Below are 19488 nucleotides of genomic sequence, written 5' to 3' on the forward strand. Positions count from 1 at the left end.
CCGCGTGCACCCGTTCCCGATCCGCGACGCCGAGCCTGGGCAAGCCCTGCCCACCGGCCGGATGGGCTACGACCTCGACGCGGAACGGCTGCTGCTGCATACCATCCAGTCGGTCGAGGCGTTCGAGGCCCTGCTCACGACGGGCACACTGACGCCGGACCCGGACCTGGCGGTGGCCGAGTTCGCGGAAGCCTACGACTGGTTGTACAGGATGATGGCGGCCCGCCTACCGACCAGCGGCCAGGGTGCACTATGGCTCTGGGCGCGTACCCGCCGCGATCATTTGGTCGGTAACTGCCGCCGCTCGCGTGGTCAGGTACTGCTCATCTGCCGGGTCCCGCGCGAGCGGGTACTCCTCTCACACTTCGATGAGTGGCACGTGGTCCTGAACAGAGGCCTCGGGATGCCGAGGCTGCCGGGCGAGTCCGAGGACGACGCGTTCGCCCGCTGGGAGGAGGCGTACGACGAGTTCGACGCCCGTCTGCGGGCGGCCGGGATGCGTGACGCGCCGATTCGGGACTGGCCCCCCGGCCTGCGGGACGAGATCGAGACATCCTGGGAGTCCATCCTCGACCGAGGCAACTATGGGCCGTTCGAGTGCTGGCAGGGCACCGTGCATGCCTTGAACGCCGACGAAGTGGTGGAAGCGGTCCGGATCATCTGAGCGGTCGAACACGCCCGGATACCCCGCGCCCCATCAGGAGGACGGCCTCTCCCCGAGGTGGGCGACCAGACAGATAGTTCCTTGACGAATAATTCTTCAACGAACTATATTCGGTGACGGCGATCTCTGATGGGAGAAGTCTCATGCCCGAACCCCTGACTCCACGCGAGGTCTTTCTGAGGCTGGTTCACGGTGTCTGCGAGGAACGCTGGGAAGAGGTGGTCGGGCTTTACGCCGAGCAGACCCACGTAGAGCACCCTTTCCATCCACTCGCAGCGCCCCCGATGCGATCTCTTGAAGAACTGCGCGCACACTTTGGGGTCGGTGCCCCGCCTGGCGCCTACACAGGGCACACCCTGCGCCGCCGGCCGACCGGCATCACCATTCATGAGACCGCAGATCCCGAGGTCATCGTGGCGGAGTTCCGGTACGAGGGGATCGTGGTGGAGACCGGCGAGCCGTTCACAGTTCCGGCGGTCTTCGTCATGCGGGTCCACGACGGGAAGATCGTCGAATCCCGTGATTACCTGGACCACCTGCGTTCCGCCCAGGCCCGAGGTCAACTCGGTGAAGTCCTCGCCGCCGTGAGGCATCACCACGCCCCCTGACCAGAAGACCGCGATCCAATTCCTCGACTGCCTGCAACGGGCACGTTCGGGCGTGCCGTCAGCGGTGGACGACCCCCGCCTTCAGCGACTCTCGGCGGCCATCCGCAGGCCGAGGGTGACCAGCACGGTCCCGCTGATGGCGTCCAGCCGGCGGCGGACGGCCGGCCTGCGGAACCACGCGCCGGCGCGCCCGACCACGGCGGCCAACGCCAGGTACAAGACGATCTCGACGGCCACCTGGAGCAGCGCCAGGAGAGCGGTCGTGGCGAGCAGCGGCCGGTCCGCGGGGACGAACTGCGGATAGAACGCGATCATGAATGCGGCGGCCTTCGGGTTGGCCAGCATCACCACGGCCCCCTCCCCGAAGGCCTTCCACCAGGTCAGCGACGAGGCGTCCGGCAGGTCCTGGTCGGCTTCGCCGACCGGTCCCGCCTTGCGGCTGCGCCAGGCGGCCCGCCATGACTTCACCCCGAGGTACAGCAGGAAGGCCGCGCCGACCACGCGGAGGATGAGGTAGGCGATCTCTGAGGCGGCCACCAGGGCGGCCAGGCCGGCGCCGGCGCACAACGCCCACACGTACAGTCCGGCCTCCAGCCCCAGCACGGTCAGCACGGCGCCGGACAGACCCCGCAGCGCCGCACGACGCATGATCAACGCCATCGCAGGGCCCGGTGACGCCGAGATCAGCACGACGGCGACGATGAACGCGGGAAGGGTGGCGACGATGTCCATGACCAACGATGTGATCACGTCCTGTTTCGCGGCGCAATGCGAGCTTTTCCAGCTCGGCTCGGCTTGACCGGCGTGCGGTGGGCCGCGCCGGACGCGTGACTCACATCACGGAGGACGTCATGTCACTTCCCAGCTCTGCCAACTGTCTCCAGGTTGTCACCGGCCAAGAGGCCATCGGCAGCGTGAACAGGGAGTCGAAGAATGAGCAACGAACACCAGATAGTCATCTTGGGCGCCGGCTACTCAGGCATGATGTGCGCGATCCGCCTGGCCCACCGGACCCGCCGCAGGTCGGTGCGGATCACCCTGGTCAACCCCTCGGCGCGGTTCACCGAGAGGCTGCGCCTGCACCAGGTCGCGGCAGGCCAGGAACTGGCCGACCTCCAGATCCCCGACCTGCTCCACGGGACCGGAGTCGTCTTCAAGCGGGGGCGGGCCACCTCGATCGACCCCGCCGGACGCACGGTCACCTTGGACGAGACGGAGATCCTGCACTACGACAGGCTCGTGTACGCGCTCGGCAGCAGCACCGACACCTCCATCGTTCCGGGGGCCGACGACCACGCGTTCACCCTGAACGGGCCGGCCGAGGCGCGGCGGTTCGCCGCCCGGCTGGACGAGCTGACCGACGCGCAGGGAGCGGTGACCGTCTGCGGCGGGGGCCTGACGGGCATCGAGGCGGCGGCCGAGATCGCCGAGGGCCGTCCCGGTCTGGCGGTAACGCTGATCAGCCGGGACGTCCCCGGCACGATGATGGGCGAGAAGGCACGCGCGTACCTGCATCGCGCCCTTGAGCGGATCGGTGTCCAGCTCGTCGTGGGCGCGGGAGCGGCCAAGGTGCTACCGGGCCGGATCGAACTGGAGGACGGCCGGGTCGTCCCCTCCGACGCCTGTCTGTGGACCGCGGGTGTGAAGGTCCCCACCCTGGCGGCCGATGCCGGGATCGACACTGACGACCGCGGTCTGATCACAGTGGACGGCACGCTGCGATCGGTGTCCCACCCCGAAGTCCACGCGATCGGCGACACCGCCGCGATCGGGCAGGCGTGGGGTCAGATCCACGGCACATGCCAGAGCGGTATGCCCACCGGCGCGTACACCGCCGACGCCATCGCCCGGCTGCTGCAAGGCAAGAAGGTCAAGCCGTTCCGGTTCGGGTACTTCCACCAGCCGGTCAGCATCGGCCGCCGGGACGGCGTCGTCCAGTTCACCCACGCCGACGACACCCCGCGCCGGACCTATCTGAAGGGGCGTGCGGCCGTCTTCTACAAGGAGACGGTGAGCGGCAGCCCGCCCAAGATGTACCGGATGAGCAAGCACTTCAACGTGACCCCGCAGCTCTCCAAGGGCGGGCGTGTCACCCGCAGGGCCGTGCTGTAGTCCGCCGTCCCGGGCACAAGCGGCTGCGATTCTTCACCGCCTACCAGATTCTGGGGAGCGTCGTCGACGCTGAGGACGTCCTCCTGGGCGCCTGGCCGGCCTGTAACCGGACGAACCGCGAGTACCTCCACAATCCTCGGGCGTACCTGGGCGCACGGTGACGTGCCTCGCGCAGACCCGGCTCACCTCCGCCCAGGCTCGCCGCCAACCCGGTGACGGCGGCGCCGATCGAGGCGAGCGCGACCTTGAGTCCCCCGCTCGTGACGAAGACCTGTGCGCGAACGTGCGGCGGAGCGAACATTGGCGCTGTGAGTGGCGGTGTACGACACGGCATTGGCGAGGCGATGAGCGCGAACCCGCCGAGTGCAACGAAGACCAGCATGTCGGGCTCGCCGCGCAGCGGGAGGACGGTGACGAGCAGGGCGGGCGCGGACACCGGGCGCACCACTCGGGGCGAGGGCGGTGACGTGGCCGCGTGGGAGGGTGAGGGGCACGGCGGCCCCGGCGACCACGCTGGGCCCGCCCGTACCGCCCACGTCGCAGGTCAGTGCATCCCAGCCGTGTGCGCCGCTGCGAACGGACGTCCGGACACGTGATCCCGACGAGCCTGCTGCTTCAGTCCGCCGGTCCAACCGGCGATGGCGACGGCGGCCGCCACGATCGGCGCCCGTGCCGGGTGACTTGTCCAGCGGCCTCCCGGCCGGCGGGCGCGGACACCCGCGGACGCAGCCGCATCCTGGGTAACCGGTCGACGGACTTCATGCGCTGAATGGCGAGGACTCGACCGTGGACGGCGAATCGGGCGGCATCGGCGCACTCGCGCAAGCCGTGCACAATGTGCGACCACACATCGTGCACGGCCTCCCCGCACAGGTGGTTCGTCATGGCACGAGCCTGGATCGCCGCCGTGCCTCGGGCGACCCACATGTCACCGGGTCCGCCCAGAGGCGGCGGTACCCGCCCGTCGCGGCGCCGGCGGTGACGTGCCCGCCGTGCCGGTTCAGCGCGAGGACCTCGCCGGGATCGAAGGCGGGGGCGTGAGCCACCAGCATGAGGACGGTGACGGCGAGTACGGTCGCGGGCGTCCGGGCCAGGCGGCCGGGGAGCGCGGCCCCGGGCCCCATGACGATCCCTCCTTTCCAGTACAGGTTCTCCGCGGACGGTGCCTAGCCGGAGAAGGCCGGGAGCACGTGCCGGGCGAACAGGCGGATCTGGTCGGCCATCTCCTCGACCGTGTTGCCGACGAACAACGTGCCGCAGAAGTGCTCGACGCCCGCGTCCTGGAACGCGGCCACCTTCTCGCACACCTGGTCAGGTGTGCCGATCAGGTTGATGTCGATGTAGCGGTCGATGTCCACGCCCTTGGTCATGGTCTTGGCCAGGGACTTGCGGAACAGGTCGAACGCCGACTTTTCCAGCAGCTCCCGCGCCTTTTCCGGGGTGTCGCCGATGCACACGACCGACTGCAGGGCGGTGGTGATGTCGGCGGGGTCGCGTCCCGCGTCCCGCGCGTAGGCGTCGAGCCGGGCCCGCTTCTCCTTGACCTGGCCGGGGCCGAGCTTCGCGGGCAGCCATCCCTGGCACAGCTCGGCGGCGCGGCGCAGGGAGCCCTCCACGTTCCCGCCCGAATAGATGGGCAGCGGCGACTGGACGGGCTTGGGGTACGACTCCACCCCTTCGAACCGGTAGTGCCGGCCCTCGAAAGTCGAACTGGGGGCCTCGAACAGCACCCGCAGAGCCTGGATGCCCTCGTGCATCAGCTCCGCGCGCGAGCGGTCGGCCCATTCCGGCAGGACGGTCTCGAACTCGTCCCGGTACCCGCCGACGGCGGCACCGATGATCACGCGGCCGTCGCTGAGGTGGTCCAGGGTCGCGATCTGCTTGGCGGCCAGGATCGGCGACCGCATCGGCAGCACCAGTATCGCGGTGGAGAGCCTGAGCACCGAGGTACGGGCGGCGATGTGCGACAGGGTGATCAGGGGCTCGAAGTAGTCCGGCGGGGTCACCCAGGCGTCCCGGACGTACTGCTGGGTGCTGAGGTGGTCGTTGCAGCCCACGTCGTGGTAGCCGAGCTGCTCGGCCTCGACGGCGAGGTCGACGACGTCCCGGGCCGTGGCGAACGGCACCGGGTACATCATCCCGGCGAGGCAGTTGGGGGTCTCGATCCCGAACTTCATGGTCCACTCCTCTGTTGAAACGGGGGTCCGGAGTCAGCCGGGCGGCAGGCCCGGGCCGGGGAGGTATCGGCCGAGGCCCGGGCCGGGCAGGAATCGGCCGGTGCGGCCGTCGGCGGGTTCGCCGTTCTCGGCGACGATCTCGCCGCGCAGGTAGGTGCGGACGACGCGGCCGGTGAACGTCCGGCCGTCGTAGGGCGTCCAGCCGGCCTTGGAGCGGACGCCGGCGTCGCGGACGGTCCACTCGCGGGACGGGTCGACCAGGGCGATGTCGGCGTCGAAGCCCGGTGCGATGCGGCCTTTCCGGGGCCACAGCCCGTACAGCCGGGCCGGAACCTCCGCGTACAGCCGCGCGACGTCCTCGTAGGCGATCATCTGCCGGGCGGCGGCGTCGAGAAGCGCGGGCATCGTGGTGTCCAGGCCCGGGAGCCCGAAGTGGACGTCCCAGATGCCGCCGGAGGTCTTCTGCTCCCGTGTCGAGGGAGCGTGGTCGGACGAGACGTGGGTGAGCACGCCATCGCGGAGGAGCCGCCACATCTCCCGCTCGTCGGCGTCGTGCCGGGCACGGGCCGGCGGGGTGAACTTGCGGAACGGGCCGTGCTCCAGGACCTCGTCCTCGCGGAGCAGCAGGTACTGGGGGCAGGTCTCGGTGAACAGGCCGGCGCCGCCGTCGCGTTCCCGCCGAAGGTACTCGGCGACCTCGGGATGGCTCACATGGGCGACGGCCGCCCGGGCCCCGGCCTTCCGGACGAGGACGCCCGCGACCATCGCGGCGACGACCTCGGCCTCGCGGTTCCGCCATTGCGGGATGAGCCCGCCGTCGCCGCGGCCCTCGTCACGCAGGACGGCGCCGGCGGCCTCGGTCAGCGATTCGTCCTCGCAGTGCAGCAGGCTGACCGCGCCGGCGGCGGAGGTTGCGCGCAGGTGCCGCCACAGGGCGGCGGCGTCATGGCCCGGCACGCCGTGGGTGGTGCAGGTGAACACCTTGAAGAACGCGGCGCCCGCCTCCCACAGCGGCCCGACCTCGTGCTCCGCGCCCGGCCAGGCGTGCGCGGCGAGGGCGAAGTCCACGTTGGAGCGCCCGTCCAGGTGGTCGATCTTCGCCTTGAGGTCCTGGACGCCGCGGACCGGGTTCCCGTGCGCGTGCTCGATGATCGTCGTCGTCCCGGCCGCCGCCGCGGCACGGGTGCCGTGCGGGAAGTCCTCCCGGTCCGTGGCGCCGGGGTCCATGAGATGGACGTGCGTGTCGACACCGCCGGGAAGCAGGAGCAGCCCTGAGGCGTCCACCGTCCGCGGCGCCGAGAGCCCGTGGTCGCTGAGCGCGACGATCCGGCCGTCGCTCACCGCGACGTCGGCGCGGCGGCGTCCTGCGGGGGTGACGATGGTGCCGCCGGAGATCACGAGGTCGAGGAAGCTCACGGGACGTCCTCAGACCCGGTACTCGTCGACGGCGGTGGTGTCCAGCCGGATGCCGAAGCCGGCCGTGTCGGACAGTTGGATGTGGCCGTCCACCACCCGCACCGGCTCCTTCATGATCGGCTGCCACCAGGGCTGGTACTCCTGCCACACCGCGTTGGGGGCTGCGCAGGCGAGATGCGCCGAGTGCTCCATGAACAGGTGCGGGGTGACGGGCAGCCCGAACGCCTCGCAGACGTGCGCGGCCTTCATCCACTCGGTGACCCCGCCCATGCGCATGAGGTCGGGCATGACGTAGTCGGTGGCCCGGGTACGGGCGAGCGTGAGGAGTTCGTCCTTGAAGTAGTTCGATTCGCCCGTGCACAGCGGCATCGGGATCTGCGCGGCGACGGCGGAGTAGTCCTCGACCTGGCCGTGCGGGATGGGCTCCTCCAGCCAGAAGACGTCGTACTCCTCGAACAGCCCGGCCATGCGGAGGGTTCGCTTGAGGTCCCACGCCTGGTTGGCGTCGATCATGAGCTTCACGTCCGGGCCGATCGCCTCGCGAACCGACCGGACGCGCAGGACGTCCTCCAGCGGGTCGGGGAGCCCGGCCCGCATCTTGACGGCCGCGAAGCCCTGGTCGACCAGGTCCCGCGCCTCCGTGGCGAGCTCGTCCACGGTCCGGTCGAGCCAGAGGCCCTGGCTCGCGTAGGTCTCGATGCGCGTGCGGAACCCGCCGAGGAGCTTGTGCACGGGCAGGCCGGCCGCCTGGCCGGCGATGTCCCAGCAGGCGGTGTCCAGTGTGGACATCGCCAGGGTCGCGACGCCGCGGCGGCCGATGAACCCCGACGCGTTCGACATCCGCCGCCAGTGGGACTCCATGGCGAGGGCGTCTTCGCCGACGAGGGTCTCGGCGAGGTCCTCGATGAACGCGACGAGGGAGGCGACGCGGCCGCGGCCGAAGGCGAAGCTCCACGCGACGCCCTCGTGGCCGTCGCGCGTCCGCACCCGCACCAGGGCCGTGTCGATCGCCGGGATGGGGAACGCCGCGGTGACGAGCGGTCGGTCGAGCGGGATGGACAGGAAGTCCGTGCGGACTTCGGTGACGGTCGTTCCGAGCGTCATGACAGGTGCCTCTCCTGGGGTGGGCGGCGCCGCCGGAAGGGGCGGATGAGCGCCGCGAGGAGGCCCTTCAGCAGGGACCGGCCGGCGAGCCCCAGTACGTCGATCGAGTCGTCGGCCGGGCGCGCGTGCCTCCCGTTGGCCGCGCTCTTCGGAGCGGTGGTCTCGCCGGCGCCCGCCGCTTCCGCGGCGGCGGCGTCGCCCGGGTCCGCCGCCGGGCGTTCGGCCGCGAGCTGCCCGGCCAGCGCGTCCGCGAACTGGCCGATGATCTTGTTGCCGACGTCGGTGATGACGCCGCGGCCGAGTTGCGCGGGCTTCCCGGTGATGTCCAGGTCGGTGTGCACCTCGACCCGGGTGATCCCGTTCTCGCCGGCGAGTCGCATGGTGACCGTCGCGGCGGCGGTGCCCGCGCCACGGGCGTCCTTGCCCTTGGCCGTGAGCGTCGCCGTGTGCGTCGCGGCATCGCGGGACGTGAACTCCGCCCGGCCCTTGTAGGTGAGGGTGACGGGCCCGACCTTCGCCTTGACCCGCCCGGTGAAGACGTCGCCGTCCACCGTTTCGAGCTGCGCGCCCGGCATGCAGGGTGCGACCCGCTCGACGTCGAGGAGGACGATCCACGCCTCGTCCACCGCGACCGGGACGGTGAAGGTGTTCTCGATCCGCATGTCAGCCTCCGTGACCGGCGACGGCCGTGCCCGCAAGCCAGCGGTAGGACAGCAGGACGTTCAGCCGGTGATTGGACCGCACCAGGGCGGCGAACCGGTCGTGCTCCTCGGCGCCGGCGTCCGGGACGACCTCCGACAGCGGCAGCGGGTCGTCCAGCACGACCTCGTCGAGGGCCTTGTCGACGCTCGCGCCCTCGTCCCGCAGCCGGGAGACCGAGGCGGCGAGTCGGTGCAGGTAGTGCAGGTGCCAGCTGATGCCGGGCTCGGCGGCGGCGAGCGGCCCGTGCCCCGGGACGAGGGTGTCGACCCGGATGGTCGCCTTCAGCGCCTGGATGGAGCGCGCATAGCCGACCGGGTCGCCGGCCAGCAGCATCGGCGGGATGCCGTGGTGGCGGAGGAAGTTGCCGACCCAGGCGACCTTGGCGTCCGGGACGTGGACGATGGTGTCGCCCGATCCGTTGCCGGGCCCGAAATGCCACAGGTGGACCACGCGCCCGCCGAGGTCGATCTCGCAGAAGCGGTCGAAGACCAGGTCGGGCTGCCGCCAGGCGACGACCGCGTCCAGGCCGTCGTCGCCGTACATGCTGCTGAGCCGCAGGGCCTTCTCGTGCTCCAGCGAGATCGTCGCCATCGACGCCTTGTTCAGCCGGGACGAGACGAGCGTGACGTCGTCCCCGAACGCGGAGTTCCCGAACGTGTGGTCGCCGTGGAAGGTGGTGTTGGCCAGATACCGGACGGGCTTGTCGGTGAGTTCGGCGACGACCTCCTGCAGGTAGCGGCCGACGCCCGGAGTGATGCCGGAGTCGATCACCATCGCGGCGCGGTCGCCGACGATCAGCCCGTTGTTGTCCTTGGGGATCTGGTTGGCCATCAGCGCGTACACGCCGTCGGCCAGTTCGGCCGGCCGCAGCCGCAGACCGCGCGGGCTGAGGTTCGGGGGGACGAAGTCCTCCTGTCGTTCGCTCATCTCATGGATCACGGGCAACGGCCAGCAGACCACGTGTTCGTCCTTTCTCCTGGGCGCGCCTTCCCGCAGACCGGGAAGTGTGTTCTTATTTAGGTATAACGATACCTAAACGCTAACCGGATGGCGTCACGGCCGTCAAGGCCGGTCCGGGTCCGGCCCCCAGGAGGTGGCCCGCATGATCCCCACCACGACGAGGAACAGAGTCCATGTGCTCGCGCTCGGCGGAACGATCGCGATGACCTCGGCCGGCGACGGAGGCGGAGTCCGGCCCGCCCTCGACGCCCGCGCCCTGGTGGCCGGGGTGGCCGGACTCTCCGCCGTCGCCGAGATCGACTTCGACGTCGTCCGGCCGGTGCCGGGCGCGCATCTGTGGCTCGGCGACATCCAGGCGGTCGCCGAGCGGATCGGCGACCTGCTGGAAGACGGCGTGGACGGAGTGGTCGTCGCCCAGGGCACCGACACCTTGGAGGAGACCGCGTTCGCCCTTGACCTGCTATGCGAATCCGACCGCCCGATCGTGGTGACCGGCGCCATGCGCAACCCGACGATGCCCGGCGCGGACGGCCCGGCGAACCTGCTCGGCGCCGTTCGGGTCGCCGCGAGCGAGGCGGCGTCCGGTCTCGGAACCCTGGTGGTGATGAACGACGAGATCCACGCGGCCCGGTTCGTGCGCAAGAGGCACACGTCGCGACCCTCGGCGTTCGGCGGGGCCGGGGTCGGGCCGATCGGCTGGATCGCCGAGGAGCGCGTCCGCGTCCCGCTGCACGTGGGGCACCGCGTGCACGTCGTCCCGCTGCCCGGTGCGGAGCCGCCGCCGGTGGCACTGGTCAGTGTCGCGCTCGGTGACGACGGCCGCGTCCTCGACCGGCTGGCCGACCTCGGCTTCGCGGGCGTCGTGCTGGCCGCGTTCGGCGCGGGGCACCTGCCGGAGCGGATGGTCGACGCCGCGGCTCGTCTCGCCGAGACGATGCCGGTCGTCCTGACCTCCCGGACCGGGGCGGGAGAAGGGTTCCGCGGCACCTACGACTTCCCGGGCTCGGAGATCGACCTGCTGTCCAAGGGGCTGATCAGCGGGGGCGCCCTCGACTCCTACAAGGTGCGCGTCCTGCTCTCGCTCGCCCTCGCGGCCGGCTGGGGCACCGGGCGGATCGCCGAGGCGATCGAGCGGCTCTCGGGCTGACCTGTTGCGACGGCTTCGGAGTATATGTAACTTGATACATAAGTAGATACATAAACGAGGTGAGGTGAGCGAGATGGAGCGATGGAGAGCCGAGGACGATCCGGTGACGTGCGCACTGGACGTCAACGGCCGTGAGGAGGCGGTCAGCGTCCCACCGCGGCGGACCCTGGCCGACGCCCTGCGCGACCACGGACTCACCGGAACGCGTCTCGGCTGCGAGCACGGCGTCTGCGGGGCCTGCACGGTGCTGATGGACGGCCGTCCCGTCCGGTCGTGCCTGGCGCTGGCGGTACAAGCGGAGGGCTCGCCGATCGAGACGATCGAGGGGGACGCGCCCGAACTCGGGATGCTGCGCCGCGCCTTCGACGAGGGCGGCGCGCTCCAGTGCGGCTTCTGCACGCCCGGCTTCCTGATGCTGGCGGCGGGACTGCTGCGCGACGAGCCGGACGCGTCCCCCGAGCGGGTGCGCGAGGTGGTCAGCTCCAACCTGTGCCGGTGCACCGGCGGTGTGCCGATCGTGAAGGCCGTCCTCGTCGCCCAGCGGGAACTGGCCCCCCGGCGATCCGCAGGAAGCGCGCGATGAAGCCGCCACCGTTCGCCTACGCGCGACCCGCGACGCTGGACGAGGCCCTCGACATGATCGTTGAGGCCGGCGACGAGGCGAAGTTCCTCGCCGGCGGGCAGAGCCTCCTGCCGCTGCTGTCCTACCGGCTGGCCCGGCCGACGCACCTGGTGGACATCGGCCGCCTCCCCGGCCTGGACCGCATCGACCGGACGGGCGGCGGGCTCGCCCTCGGCGGACTCGTCCGCCACGCCCGGCTGGAAGGCTCCGCGGAGCTGGCCGGGCCGTGGCGGGCGATCCGCGAGGCGGCCGCGCAGATCGGTCACCTTCCCATCAGGGAGCGCGGAACGATCGGCGGCAGCATCGCGCACGCCGATCCGTCCGCCGAGCTGCCGGTCGTGGCCACCGCGCTGGACGCGGCGTTCGTGCTGCGCTCGGCCGCCGGCACCCGGACCGTCCCGGCGGCGGGATTCTTCACCGGGCCGTTCATGACGGTCATCGAACCGACCGAGGTGCTGGTGAGAATCGACTTCCCCGTTCCGCCGCCGGGACTGCGCAGCGCCTTCGAGGAGTTCACCGCCCGCTCGGGCGACTTCGCGCTCGCCTCCGCCGCGGTCGCCGTCGCGACCGGGGAGGACGGCGTGGTGCGGCAGGTCCGCATCGTGCTCGGCTCGGTCGGGCCGGCTCCGGTCAGGGCGCTCGATGCCGGGGCGTCCCTCGACGGCGTGGCGCTGAGTCCGGGGGCGGCCGCGCTGGCCGCCCGCGTGGCCGCGGCGGAGATCCACCCAGGCGAGGACGCCTTCGCCGGGGCGGAGTTTCGCCGTGAGCTCGTCGAGACCCTTGTGGTGCGGGCCCTCACACGGCTGATGGACGAAGGAGGCAGGCCATGACCGGCATCATCGGCGGCGATGTGCGGAGGACGGCCAACGCGGCGCTCCTCGCGGGCACCGCGCAGTACGTGGCCGACCTCCACCGGGAAGGCGCGGTCCACGTCCGTGTCGTGCGCAGCCCCGTGGCGCACGCGCGGATCACCGGGATCGACGTCACCGAGGCCGCCGAGTACCCGGGCGTGGTGACCGTGCTCACCGCCGATGACCTGCCGGACGTCCGGATACCCATCCGGCTTCCGATGTTCGAGACTCCCGAGGCCAACCGCTTCCTGCAGCCGCCGCTCGCGCGGGGAGTCGTCCGGTACGTGGGCGAGCCGATCGCCGTGGTCGTCGCGACCGATCCCTATGTCGCCGAGGACGCGGCCGAACTGGTCGACTTCGACCTGGACGAACTGGACCCGGTCACCGGCCTGACGGAGGCGCTGACCGCCGAGCCGATCCACCCCGAGGTCGGGACGAACGTCGTCAACACGGTCCCGCTCCGGCACGGCGATGTCGACGCCGCGTTCGACGCCGCCGACATCGTCGTCCGGGAGAGGTTCCGGATGCACCGGCACACCGCGGTCCCGATGGAGACCCGCGGCCTGCTCGCGGAAGTCGACGAGGTCACCGGCCGCCTCACGCTGTGGGGCGGCGCAAAGGTCAAGCACTCGGTACGGCAGGCGCTGGCGGTGATGCTCGGCATCGAAGCCGAGCGGATCCGGGTCGCCGAGGTGAACGTCGGCGGCGGCTTCGGCGTGCGGGGCGAGGCCTACCCCGAGGACTTCCTGGTCGCCCATCTCGCGCTCCGCCTGCGCCGCCCGGTGAAGTGGGTCGAGGACCGCACCGAGCACTTCGTCGCCACCAACCACGCCCGCGAGCAGGAGCACGAGCTGGAGATCGCCGCGACGTCGGACGGCCGGCTCCTCGCCTTCCGCGACCGGGCCTGGGCCGACCACGGCGGCTACGTCCGGTCGCAGGGCATCCTGCCCGAACTGCTGCCCGCACAGCAGGTCGCCGGCCCCTACCAGTGGAAGGCGTTCTCCGTCGAGTCGACCGGCGTCATCACCAACCGCACGCCGGTCGGCACCTACCGGGGGCCTGGCATGACCGAGGTGACGTTCGCCCGCGAGCGGCTGCTCGACATGCTCGCCGCCCGTATCGGGCTGGACCCTGCCGAGCTGCGGCGGCGCAACCTGATCCCGGCCGCGGCGATGCCCTTCACGTTCGCCATGGACGAGGGTTCCGCAGTCCCCGCCATCGTCTACGAGAGCGGCGACCACCCGGCAGCGCTCGAGACGTTGCTGGACGCCGCCGAGTACGACCGCCTTAGGCGCGAGGTCACCGAACGCCGGGCGGGTGGCCAGTGCGTGGGCCTCGGCCTCGCCGTCTACATCGAAATCGGCGCGATCGGACCGTTCGAAGAGGCACGCGTCGTTCCGGACCCCGCCGGGGGATTCACCGTACATATCGGGTCGGGCTCCCTCGGGCAGGGCATCGAGACGGTGTTCGCACAGATCGTCGCGGACGTCCTGCGCGTCCCGGTGGAGGACGTGCGGGTCGCCTTCTCCGACACCGACGAGGTCCCCATGGGCTTCGGGGCGTTCGCGAGCCGGTCGACGCCGGTCGCGGGGAACGCCGCCCTGCTCGCCGCGCGCGACCTGCGCGCCAAGGCCGCCGAGGCGCTGGGCGCCGACGCGGACGCCGTCGAGTTCGGGCGGAACTCCGTCCACGCCGCCGGGGTCTCCCTGCCGACCGAAAAGCTGGGAGAGGGGCGCGGCCGCTTCGACAAGCCCCACCCGACGTTCTCGTTCGGCGGGGCGCTCTCCGTCGTCGCGGTCGACCGCCCCACCGGGCGGGTGCGGGTGCTGCGCCACATCGTCATGCACGACGTGGGACGGGCCATCAACCCGGCCCTGGTCCGCGGCCAGCTCGCCGGGGCCGCGTCCCAGGGGATCGGCGGCGCGCTGCTGGAGGAACTCCTCTACGACGCGCAGGGGCAGCCGCTGTCCACCACGTTCGGCGACTACCGGATGCCGACGGCGTCCGAACTACCCGAGATCGAAACGGTCGTGGTCGAGCATCGCCCGCCCCAGTCCAACCCGCTCGGCGCCAAAGGCGTCGGCGAGTCGGGGATGGTCGCCACGCCCGCGGCGGTGGCCAACGCGGTCGCGGACGCGCTCGGCGCGGGCGTTGCGCTCACGGCCCTTCCGCTCACCCCCGGCCGCGTCCGCGCGATGCTCCGCTGACGCGGCCGTCGACCAGCGGAGTGCGGCCGGTGCGCGACGAGGCGCGCCGGCCGCGCTCGGGGCTCACTGCGGGGCCGGCTTGGCGATCTCCTCGCCGCGCAGCGGGACGCCCTTGGCCTGCAGCTCGTCCAGCACGGCCAAGCCCTCCTTCGCCCAGGCGATCTCCGCCCGGGCCTTGAGGACCTCGCCCCGGAACGCGAGCTTGCGAAACGCCACGATCGCCTCGTGCTCCTCCCCCGGACGCTGCTCCAGCCGCCGGCGCAGCAGCGAGACACGGCGCGCGTCCAGGTCGGCCAGCATCTGCTCCCACCCCTGCAGCGCACGGGTGAAATGGTGCAGGTGCGCCTCAAGCTGGCCGCGCGCCGCCTCGTACGTCGCCTGCTCGAAGTGCGCGACCTTCAACCGGTACGGATCCCGCTCGGACTGGTAGGGCAGCGGCTCCTGCTCCCACCTCCGGAGCTCGCGAAGGCCGGCCTCATTGATCGAGTAGACCCGCTTCTCCGCCCGCTCGCCGCGCGGCACGACCTCCACCGTGACGAGCCCGTCGCGCTCCATCCGGCGCAGCTCCGGATAGATCTGGCTGTGCGGCGCGCTCCATACGTACGCGATGCTCCCGTCGAAGTACTTGACCAGCTCGTACCCGGTCATGGGCTGGGCGGTCAGGGTGGCGAGCAGCGCGTGGCGCAGCGACATCGGCGTCCTCAGTGGTGAACCGGACAGTTATCCATAACAGTATCAAGGTACAGACTGCTGTCCCGATGACCGGCCCGCTGCCGCTCTCGCCGCGGCCACGAACGCGGCGATCGCCGGATGCGCACCGCCGCCCGCGCGGAAGGCGACCTTCGATCGGCGGAACAACGGCAACCTGGTCAGCACCACGCCTCGGGGGGCCTGTGCAGTGGCCATCTCCGGTACGAATCCGACCCCCTGCCCGATGGCGGCCAGGGACAGCGCCGTGCGGAAATCGTTGACCTGGTGGCGGATTCTCGGCTGGAACCCGGCCGCCTGGCAGGCGCGCACGGCCATCGCGTGACCGGTCGTACCGTCCCGTGCGGTGATCCACGGGACCTCGGCATAGGGGCGGAGCAGCTCTGTCAGCGTGTCGCCGAGGCCGGTGGTCCTGGTCGCGGCGCTGGTGGCGAGGTACATCGGCTCCTCCAGCAGGGGCACCTCGTCCACCGTTGTGTCCGGTGGCGCGGGCACGAAGTCGTAGTCGTGGACAAGAGCCACGTCGAGTTCGCCGGCGCGCAGGCCGTCGGAAACGCGTGCCGAGTCGATCTCTTGCACCATCGGTTCCAGCGCGGGATGTCGTCGGGCCAGCTCGGCCAGCGCCGCGGGCACGATGGTGTGGGCACCGGAGGGGAAGGTTCCGATGCGCAGCGGCCCCCCGATGCCCTCCCTCGCGCCGGCGAGTTCGGCGACCGCAAGCTCAAGGCGTTCCAGCACGGCATCGGCGTGTGCGACCAGGGACCGGCCTGCGGGCGTGAGGACCACACGCCTGCCACTGCGTTCGAGCAAGGCCACTCCCGCCTCGCGTTCCAGCACACTCAACTGCTGGGAGACGGCGGATGCGGTGAAGGACAGCGCCTCGGCCACGGCCGCGATCGTGCCCCGCCGGTCCAGCTCGCGAAGCAGGTAGAGACGACGAACATCGAGCATAAGCTCAGCTTAGGCATCAAGGTAGAAATCAGAAATGGACCTACAGGATCAGGGTGCGCAAGGGTTGAAAGCATGAAGCCCGATCCGATGTTCACCGGCCTGTACGTCCCCCTGGTGACTCCGTTCACCGACGACCTGCGCCTGGCTCCCGAGGCGCTGGCCCGACTCGCCGACGAGGCGCTGTCGGCCGGTGCCTCCGGGCTCGTCGCGCTCGGCACCACCGCGGAATCGGCCACGTTGACCGCAGAGGAGAAGCAGACCGTGGTGCGAGTCTGCTCCGCCGCCGCCCGTGCACACGGCGCCCCGCTGGTCGTCGGGGTCGGCACCAACGACACCGCCACCGCCATCGAGTCGCTGCGCGAGCTGGCGGCCAACGGCGACGTGGCCGCGGCGCTGGTTCCCGCGCCGCCCTACATCCGACCCGGTGAAGCGGGGACGCTGGCGCACTTCACCGCGTTGTCCGACCACGGCCGGATACCGCTGATCGTCTACGACATCCCCTACCGCACCGGGCAGACTCTCAGCGCCCGCGCGCTTGCGGAGCTCGGCCGCCTACCAGGGGTCGCCGGGGTCAAGCACGCGACCGGCGCGATCGACGCGACCACGGTCGAGTTGCTCGACTGCTCACCGCCCGGCTTCGCCGTGCTCGGTGGTGACGACGTGGTCATATCACCGCTCGTCGCGGCGGGCGCCCACGGCGGAATCCTCGCCTCGGCCAATCTCCGCACCGCCGACTACGCCGAACTGATCTCGTTGTGGCGCCGCGGCTCCGGCGCACCCGCCCGCCGACTCGGAGCCGAGCTGGCCCGGTTGTCCGCTGCGCTCTTCGCCGAGCCGAACCCGACGGTCATCAAGGGAGTGCTGCACGCCCAGGGACGCATTCCCAGCCCGGCCGTCCGGCTGCCGTTGCTGGCCGCCTCCGCCGGTTCGATTCGCCGAGCGGCGCTCCTGACCAGCGACCACGCACCCCAAGGGTCCGCAGCCTGACCTCAAGCCGAGACGGCCCGGGTCAGCCGCGGCAGGCCTCAAGCAGGCGGAGCCAGAGCCCCAGCTCGAACGCAATGGGCTGCCGAGTTGAGTGCGTCCGGGCGCCCACCGGTTTTCATGAACGTGCGTCGAATTGGGCGCGGGCCTCGAAGACGCGATCCATGTGCGTCTCCGCCCAGGTCTTGATCGCGACCATCACCGGGAACAGGTCCTGGCCGAGCGGGGTGAGTTCGTAGTCGACGCGGGTCGGCACCGATGCGGTCACCGTGCGGGTGAGCAGACCGTCGCGTTCCAGCTTGCGCAGGGTCTGGGTGAGCATCTTCTGGCTGACGCCGGCAATGCGGCGGGCGAGTTCGCTGTGCCGCTGCGGACCGTCGGCAAGGGCCGGGATCACGAGCGCCGCCCACTTGTCGGTCAGCGTGCTCAGCAGCTCTCGGGTCGGGCAAGCCGCCAAGAACGCGTCATAGTCGCGTTTGGCCTGCTCTCGACGTTGTGCGGCAGTCGTTGTCGCCACGTTCCACCTCCTATTCGGTGCCCTAGGCACTCCAAGGTACCTACTTTCTCACGGTGCCCCCATCTCCCTACCGTGGAGAAACCACGACATACAGCGAAGGGCACGACGATGCGCGCAGTCAGTTATTCACAGTTCGGAGGGCCGGAGGTCCTGTCCGTGGCGGCGGACCTACCGATACCCGAGCCAGGGCCTGGGCAAGTCCGAGTACGGGTCGCTGCATCCGTTTTGCACCCGGTTGACCTCATGATTCGCGCCGGCCGATTCCCGGCACCACTGCCGACCGGGCTGCCGTACACACCCGGCTGGGACGTGGCAGGCACGGTCGACGCGGTGGGTCCGTCCGCCGGCGATTTCAATGTCGGTGACGGTGTCATCGGCTTCTCGCCATGGGTACGCACCACGGTCGGCACCCACGCGGAGTACGTGGTGCTGGAGTCCGCCTGGCTGACCTTCGCACCCAAGGGCATTCCCGCCACCGAGGCCGCGACCCTGCCGACCAACGGCCTCGCCGCCGCCCAAGCCCTCGACCTGCTCGCGCTCCCGGCGGGCTCGACCGTGCTCGTCACCGGTGCCGCAGGGCAGGTCGGCGGGTTCACCCTGGCCCTGGCCCGGGCAGCCGGCCTGCACGCCACGGGACTCGCAGGGGCCGACGACCGCGAGTTCGTCGAGTCGCAGGGCGCGGCGTTCATGCCACGCTCAGACGATCCGATCGCGGCTGCGCCGGACAACTTCGACGCCGTTGTCGACCTGGCGGTGATCGGCCCCTCACTGATGGAACTGGTCAGGGACGGCGGCGTCTTTGTGGCCGCCTCACCCCCGCTGCGCCCGGAGCCGGTGCGGGGAATCCGGACGTTCAGCCTGGACGTGCTACCGGACGGCTCCCGGCTGAGCGACCTGGTCAAACGAGCGGAGAGCGGTGACATCCCGCTGCGGGTCGCCGCGGTGCACCCCTTCGCCGACGCGGCGGCGGCCCACGACCGACTGGCCCAAGGCGCGGTGCGAGGCGCCGTAGCGATCGTTCCCTAAGCTGCCACGCTGGTTCACCGCCCCCACATTGCACTCATCTGCCGCTCGACGGGGATCCAGCCAGGGGCAACGAGGTTCACTGTGATGCCCGACGGACCTAGTTCCCGCGCCCACGTCCGGGTCAGACCGATTTGGGCGCCCTTGGCTGCGACATAGGCGGACATACCGGGCAAGGCGCGTTCGAAGATGTCAGAGCCGATCTGGATGACGCGCCCGCCCCCGCGAGCCTTCATCCCAGGCAGGACGGCCTGCAACAGCAACGTGGGGCTCTTGACGAAGAATCGCAGCTGGTCGAGATGAGCCTCCCAGGTCAGATCCTCCACCGCCACCACCGGCTGCGGACCGGTCGCGTTGACCACCAGGACGGTGACCGCGCCCAGCCGGTCGGTCACCTGTGCGATCAGGTCGGCCACGGCGGCCTCTTCGGTGACGTCGGCGGAGAACGCCTCGGCACGACCGCCCGCGGCGCGGATGTCCTCGACCACCCGGCGGGCCTGGTCGGCCCCGGAGCGGAATCCGACGGCCACGGCCAGGCCGTCGGCGGCCAAGCGCCGCGCAATGACGGCACCCAGTCCGCGGGACGCTCCAGTGACAAGCGCAACGCCTTCTTCCACGGCCCGCACACTCCCGTCGGTTGGCGAACGACTCTGCGACGCAGCCGATAACCCGCGCCCGCGAACACGCGGTCACGGGCGAGAGCGCCAGCCGGACCATCGACCAGCCCGCTCCGCG

Annotated in this window: 20 protein-coding genes; 9 read left to right on the forward strand and 11 right to left on the reverse strand. The window is 71.0% G+C overall.

Translation table 11 applies throughout. The annotated features are described in order from the left end of the window. Positions 1–4: 4 nt before the first annotated feature. Both ACQPXG_RS26140 and ACQPXG_RS26145 read left to right on the forward strand, forming a co-directional pair. On the forward strand, positions 5–664 hold the full coding sequence (locus ACQPXG_RS26140; RefSeq protein WP_433461752.1) for a DUF3841 domain-containing protein: 660 nt from the start codon (positions 5–7) through the stop codon (positions 662–664). 113 nt (positions 665–777) lie between these two features. Next, entirely contained in the window at positions 778–1272 is a 495-nt protein-coding gene (locus ACQPXG_RS26145) for a nuclear transport factor 2 family protein (RefSeq protein ID WP_433461753.1), read from the forward strand. 81 nt (positions 1273–1353) lie between these two features. Here the strand turns inward: ACQPXG_RS26145 and ACQPXG_RS26150 are convergent, their stop codons facing one another. Continuing rightward, the gene (locus ACQPXG_RS26150; protein ID WP_433461754.1) at positions 1354–2004 is read right to left on the reverse strand and encodes a LysE family translocator; all 651 of its coding nucleotides are present in this window, start codon (positions 2002–2004) and stop codon (positions 1354–1356) included. Positions 2005–2205: 201 nt separating this feature from the next. Between ACQPXG_RS26150 and ACQPXG_RS26155 the strand changes: the two genes are divergently transcribed. After that, positions 2206–3384 carry an NAD(P)/FAD-dependent oxidoreductase gene (locus tag ACQPXG_RS26155; RefSeq protein WP_433461755.1) on the forward strand — a complete coding sequence of 393 codons (1179 nt, stop codon included), beginning with the start codon at positions 2206–2208 and terminating at the stop codon, positions 3382–3384. 881 nt (positions 3385–4265) lie between these two features. Here the strand turns inward: ACQPXG_RS26155 and ACQPXG_RS26160 are convergent. Genes ACQPXG_RS26160 through ACQPXG_RS26185 form a run of 6 tightly spaced genes read right to left on the reverse strand, consistent with a single transcriptional unit; the run spans position 4266 to position 9710 of the window. Further along, on the reverse strand, positions 4266–4508 hold the full coding sequence (locus tag ACQPXG_RS26160) for a hypothetical protein (protein WP_433461756.1): 243 nt from the start codon (positions 4506–4508) through the stop codon (positions 4266–4268). A 42-nt stretch (positions 4509–4550) separates the two neighbouring features. Continuing rightward, a complete protein-coding gene (locus ACQPXG_RS26165; protein WP_433461757.1) occupies positions 4551–5561 on the reverse strand; it encodes an LLM class flavin-dependent oxidoreductase in 1011 nt (336 codons plus the stop codon). 33 nt (positions 5562–5594) lie between these two features. Continuing rightward, entirely contained in the window at positions 5595–6977 is a 1383-nt protein-coding gene (locus ACQPXG_RS26170) for a dihydroorotase (protein WP_433461758.1), read from the reverse strand. Between the two features lie 9 nt (positions 6978–6986). Then, on the reverse strand, positions 6987–8081 hold the full coding sequence (locus ACQPXG_RS26175) for a mandelate racemase/muconate lactonizing enzyme family protein (protein WP_433461759.1): 1095 nt from the start codon (positions 8079–8081) through the stop codon (positions 6987–6989). Next, positions 8078–8743, reverse strand: a complete 666-nt coding sequence (locus ACQPXG_RS26180; RefSeq protein ID WP_433461760.1) for an SRPBCC family protein — start codon at positions 8741–8743, stop codon at positions 8078–8080. Before ACQPXG_RS26180 ends, ACQPXG_RS26175 begins: the two co-directional genes overlap by 4 nt. A gap of 1 nt (position 8744) precedes the next feature. After that, positions 8745–9710, reverse strand: coding sequence for an MBL fold metallo-hydrolase (locus ACQPXG_RS26185; protein ID WP_433461761.1), 966 nt, complete (start codon positions 9708–9710; stop codon positions 8745–8747). Between the two features lie 175 nt (positions 9711–9885). Between ACQPXG_RS26185 and ACQPXG_RS26190 the strand changes: the two genes are divergently transcribed. The 4 genes from ACQPXG_RS26190 to ACQPXG_RS26205 all read left to right on the forward strand — a co-directional run bounded on the left by ACQPXG_RS26190 (position 9886) and on the right by ACQPXG_RS26205 (position 14570). After that, the gene (locus ACQPXG_RS26190; protein ID WP_433461762.1) at positions 9886–10890 is read left to right on the forward strand and encodes an asparaginase; all 1005 of its coding nucleotides are present in this window, start codon (positions 9886–9888) and stop codon (positions 10888–10890) included. A gap of 73 nt (positions 10891–10963) precedes the next feature. Next, positions 10964–11473, forward strand: coding sequence for a (2Fe-2S)-binding protein (locus ACQPXG_RS26195; RefSeq protein ID WP_433461763.1), 510 nt, complete (start codon positions 10964–10966; stop codon positions 11471–11473). Further along, a complete protein-coding gene (locus ACQPXG_RS26200) occupies positions 11470–12342 on the forward strand; it encodes an FAD binding domain-containing protein (protein WP_433461764.1) in 873 nt (290 codons plus the stop codon). Before ACQPXG_RS26195 ends, ACQPXG_RS26200 begins: the two co-directional genes overlap by 4 nt. After that, entirely contained in the window at positions 12339–14570 is a 2232-nt protein-coding gene (locus ACQPXG_RS26205; RefSeq protein WP_433461765.1) for a xanthine dehydrogenase family protein molybdopterin-binding subunit, read from the forward strand. The genes ACQPXG_RS26200 and ACQPXG_RS26205 overlap by 4 nt, the downstream gene beginning before the upstream one ends. Positions 14571–14633: 63 nt before the next feature. Here ACQPXG_RS26205 and ACQPXG_RS26210 read toward each other — a convergent pair whose 3' ends face one another. Continuing rightward, positions 14634–15263, reverse strand: coding sequence for a PadR family transcriptional regulator (locus ACQPXG_RS26210; RefSeq protein WP_433461766.1), 630 nt, complete (start codon positions 15261–15263; stop codon positions 14634–14636). Between the two features lie 42 nt (positions 15264–15305). Next, positions 15306–16229 carry a LysR substrate-binding domain-containing protein gene (locus ACQPXG_RS26215; RefSeq protein WP_433461767.1) on the reverse strand — a complete coding sequence of 308 codons (924 nt, stop codon included), beginning with the start codon at positions 16227–16229 and terminating at the stop codon, positions 15306–15308. 72 nt (positions 16230–16301) lie between these two features. Here ACQPXG_RS26215 and ACQPXG_RS26220 point away from each other — a divergent pair, with 72 nt between their 5' ends. Beyond that, entirely contained in the window at positions 16302–17216 is a 915-nt protein-coding gene (locus ACQPXG_RS26220; RefSeq protein WP_433461768.1) for a 4-hydroxy-tetrahydrodipicolinate synthase family protein, read from the forward strand. Positions 17217–17331: 115 nt separating this feature from the next. Here ACQPXG_RS26220 and ACQPXG_RS26225 read toward each other — a convergent pair whose 3' ends face one another. Continuing rightward, a complete protein-coding gene (locus ACQPXG_RS26225; RefSeq protein ID WP_433461769.1) occupies positions 17332–17730 on the reverse strand; it encodes a winged helix-turn-helix transcriptional regulator in 399 nt (132 codons plus the stop codon). Between the two features lie 108 nt (positions 17731–17838). Between ACQPXG_RS26225 and ACQPXG_RS26230 the strand changes: the two genes are divergently transcribed. Continuing rightward, positions 17839–18756: an NADP-dependent oxidoreductase gene (locus tag ACQPXG_RS26230; protein WP_433461770.1), complete on the forward strand. Its 918-nt coding sequence runs from the start codon at positions 17839–17841 to the stop codon at positions 18754–18756. 14 nt (positions 18757–18770) lie between these two features. Here ACQPXG_RS26230 and ACQPXG_RS26235 read toward each other — a convergent pair whose 3' ends face one another. After that, positions 18771–19379, reverse strand: a complete 609-nt coding sequence (locus ACQPXG_RS26235) for an SDR family NAD(P)-dependent oxidoreductase (RefSeq protein WP_433461771.1) — start codon at positions 19377–19379, stop codon at positions 18771–18773. Positions 19380–19488: the final 109 nt, after the last annotated feature.

The organism is Spirillospora sp. CA-128828, assembly GCF_050945415.1.
Lineage (GTDB): Bacteria > Actinomycetota > Actinomycetes > Streptosporangiales > Streptosporangiaceae > Spirillospora.

Excerpts from the sequence above, each read along its gene's own strand:
- ACQPXG_RS26215 (WP_433461767.1), bottom strand. The coding sequence starts at position 16,229 with ATGCTCGATGTTCGTCGTCTCTACCTGCTTCGCGAGCTGGACCGGCGG.
- ACQPXG_RS26220 (WP_433461768.1), top strand. The coding sequence starts at position 16,302 with ATGAAGCCCGATCCGATGTTCACCGGCCTGTACGTCCCCCTGGTGACT.
- ACQPXG_RS26185 (WP_433461761.1), bottom strand. The coding sequence starts at position 9,710 with ATGAGCGAACGACAGGAGGACTTCGTCCCCCCGAACCTCAGCCCGCGC.
- ACQPXG_RS26180 (WP_433461760.1), bottom strand. The coding sequence starts at position 8,743 with ATGCGGATCGAGAACACCTTCACCGTCCCGGTCGCGGTGGACGAGGCG.
- ACQPXG_RS26175 (WP_433461759.1), bottom strand. The coding sequence starts at position 8,081 with ATGACGCTCGGAACGACCGTCACCGAAGTCCGCACGGACTTCCTGTCC.
- ACQPXG_RS26195 (WP_433461763.1), top strand. The coding sequence starts at position 10,964 with ATGGAGCGATGGAGAGCCGAGGACGATCCGGTGACGTGCGCACTGGAC.
- ACQPXG_RS26210 (WP_433461766.1), bottom strand. The coding sequence starts at position 15,263 with ATGTCGCTGCGCCACGCGCTGCTCGCCACCCTGACCGCCCAGCCCATG.
- ACQPXG_RS26205 (WP_433461765.1), top strand. The coding sequence starts at position 12,339 with ATGACCGGCATCATCGGCGGCGATGTGCGGAGGACGGCCAACGCGGCG.
- ACQPXG_RS26155 (WP_433461755.1), top strand. The coding sequence starts at position 2,206 with ATGAGCAACGAACACCAGATAGTCATCTTGGGCGCCGGCTACTCAGGC.
- ACQPXG_RS26150 (WP_433461754.1), bottom strand. The coding sequence starts at position 2,004 with ATGGACATCGTCGCCACCCTTCCCGCGTTCATCGTCGCCGTCGTGCTG.
- ACQPXG_RS26230 (WP_433461770.1), top strand. The coding sequence starts at position 17,839 with ATGCGCGCAGTCAGTTATTCACAGTTCGGAGGGCCGGAGGTCCTGTCC.
- ACQPXG_RS26190 (WP_433461762.1), top strand. The coding sequence starts at position 9,886 with ATGATCCCCACCACGACGAGGAACAGAGTCCATGTGCTCGCGCTCGGC.
- ACQPXG_RS26160 (WP_433461756.1), bottom strand. The coding sequence starts at position 4,508 with ATGGGGCCCGGGGCCGCGCTCCCCGGCCGCCTGGCCCGGACGCCCGCG.
- ACQPXG_RS26200 (WP_433461764.1), top strand. The coding sequence starts at position 11,470 with ATGAAGCCGCCACCGTTCGCCTACGCGCGACCCGCGACGCTGGACGAG.
- ACQPXG_RS26165 (WP_433461757.1), bottom strand. The coding sequence starts at position 5,561 with ATGAAGTTCGGGATCGAGACCCCCAACTGCCTCGCCGGGATGATGTAC.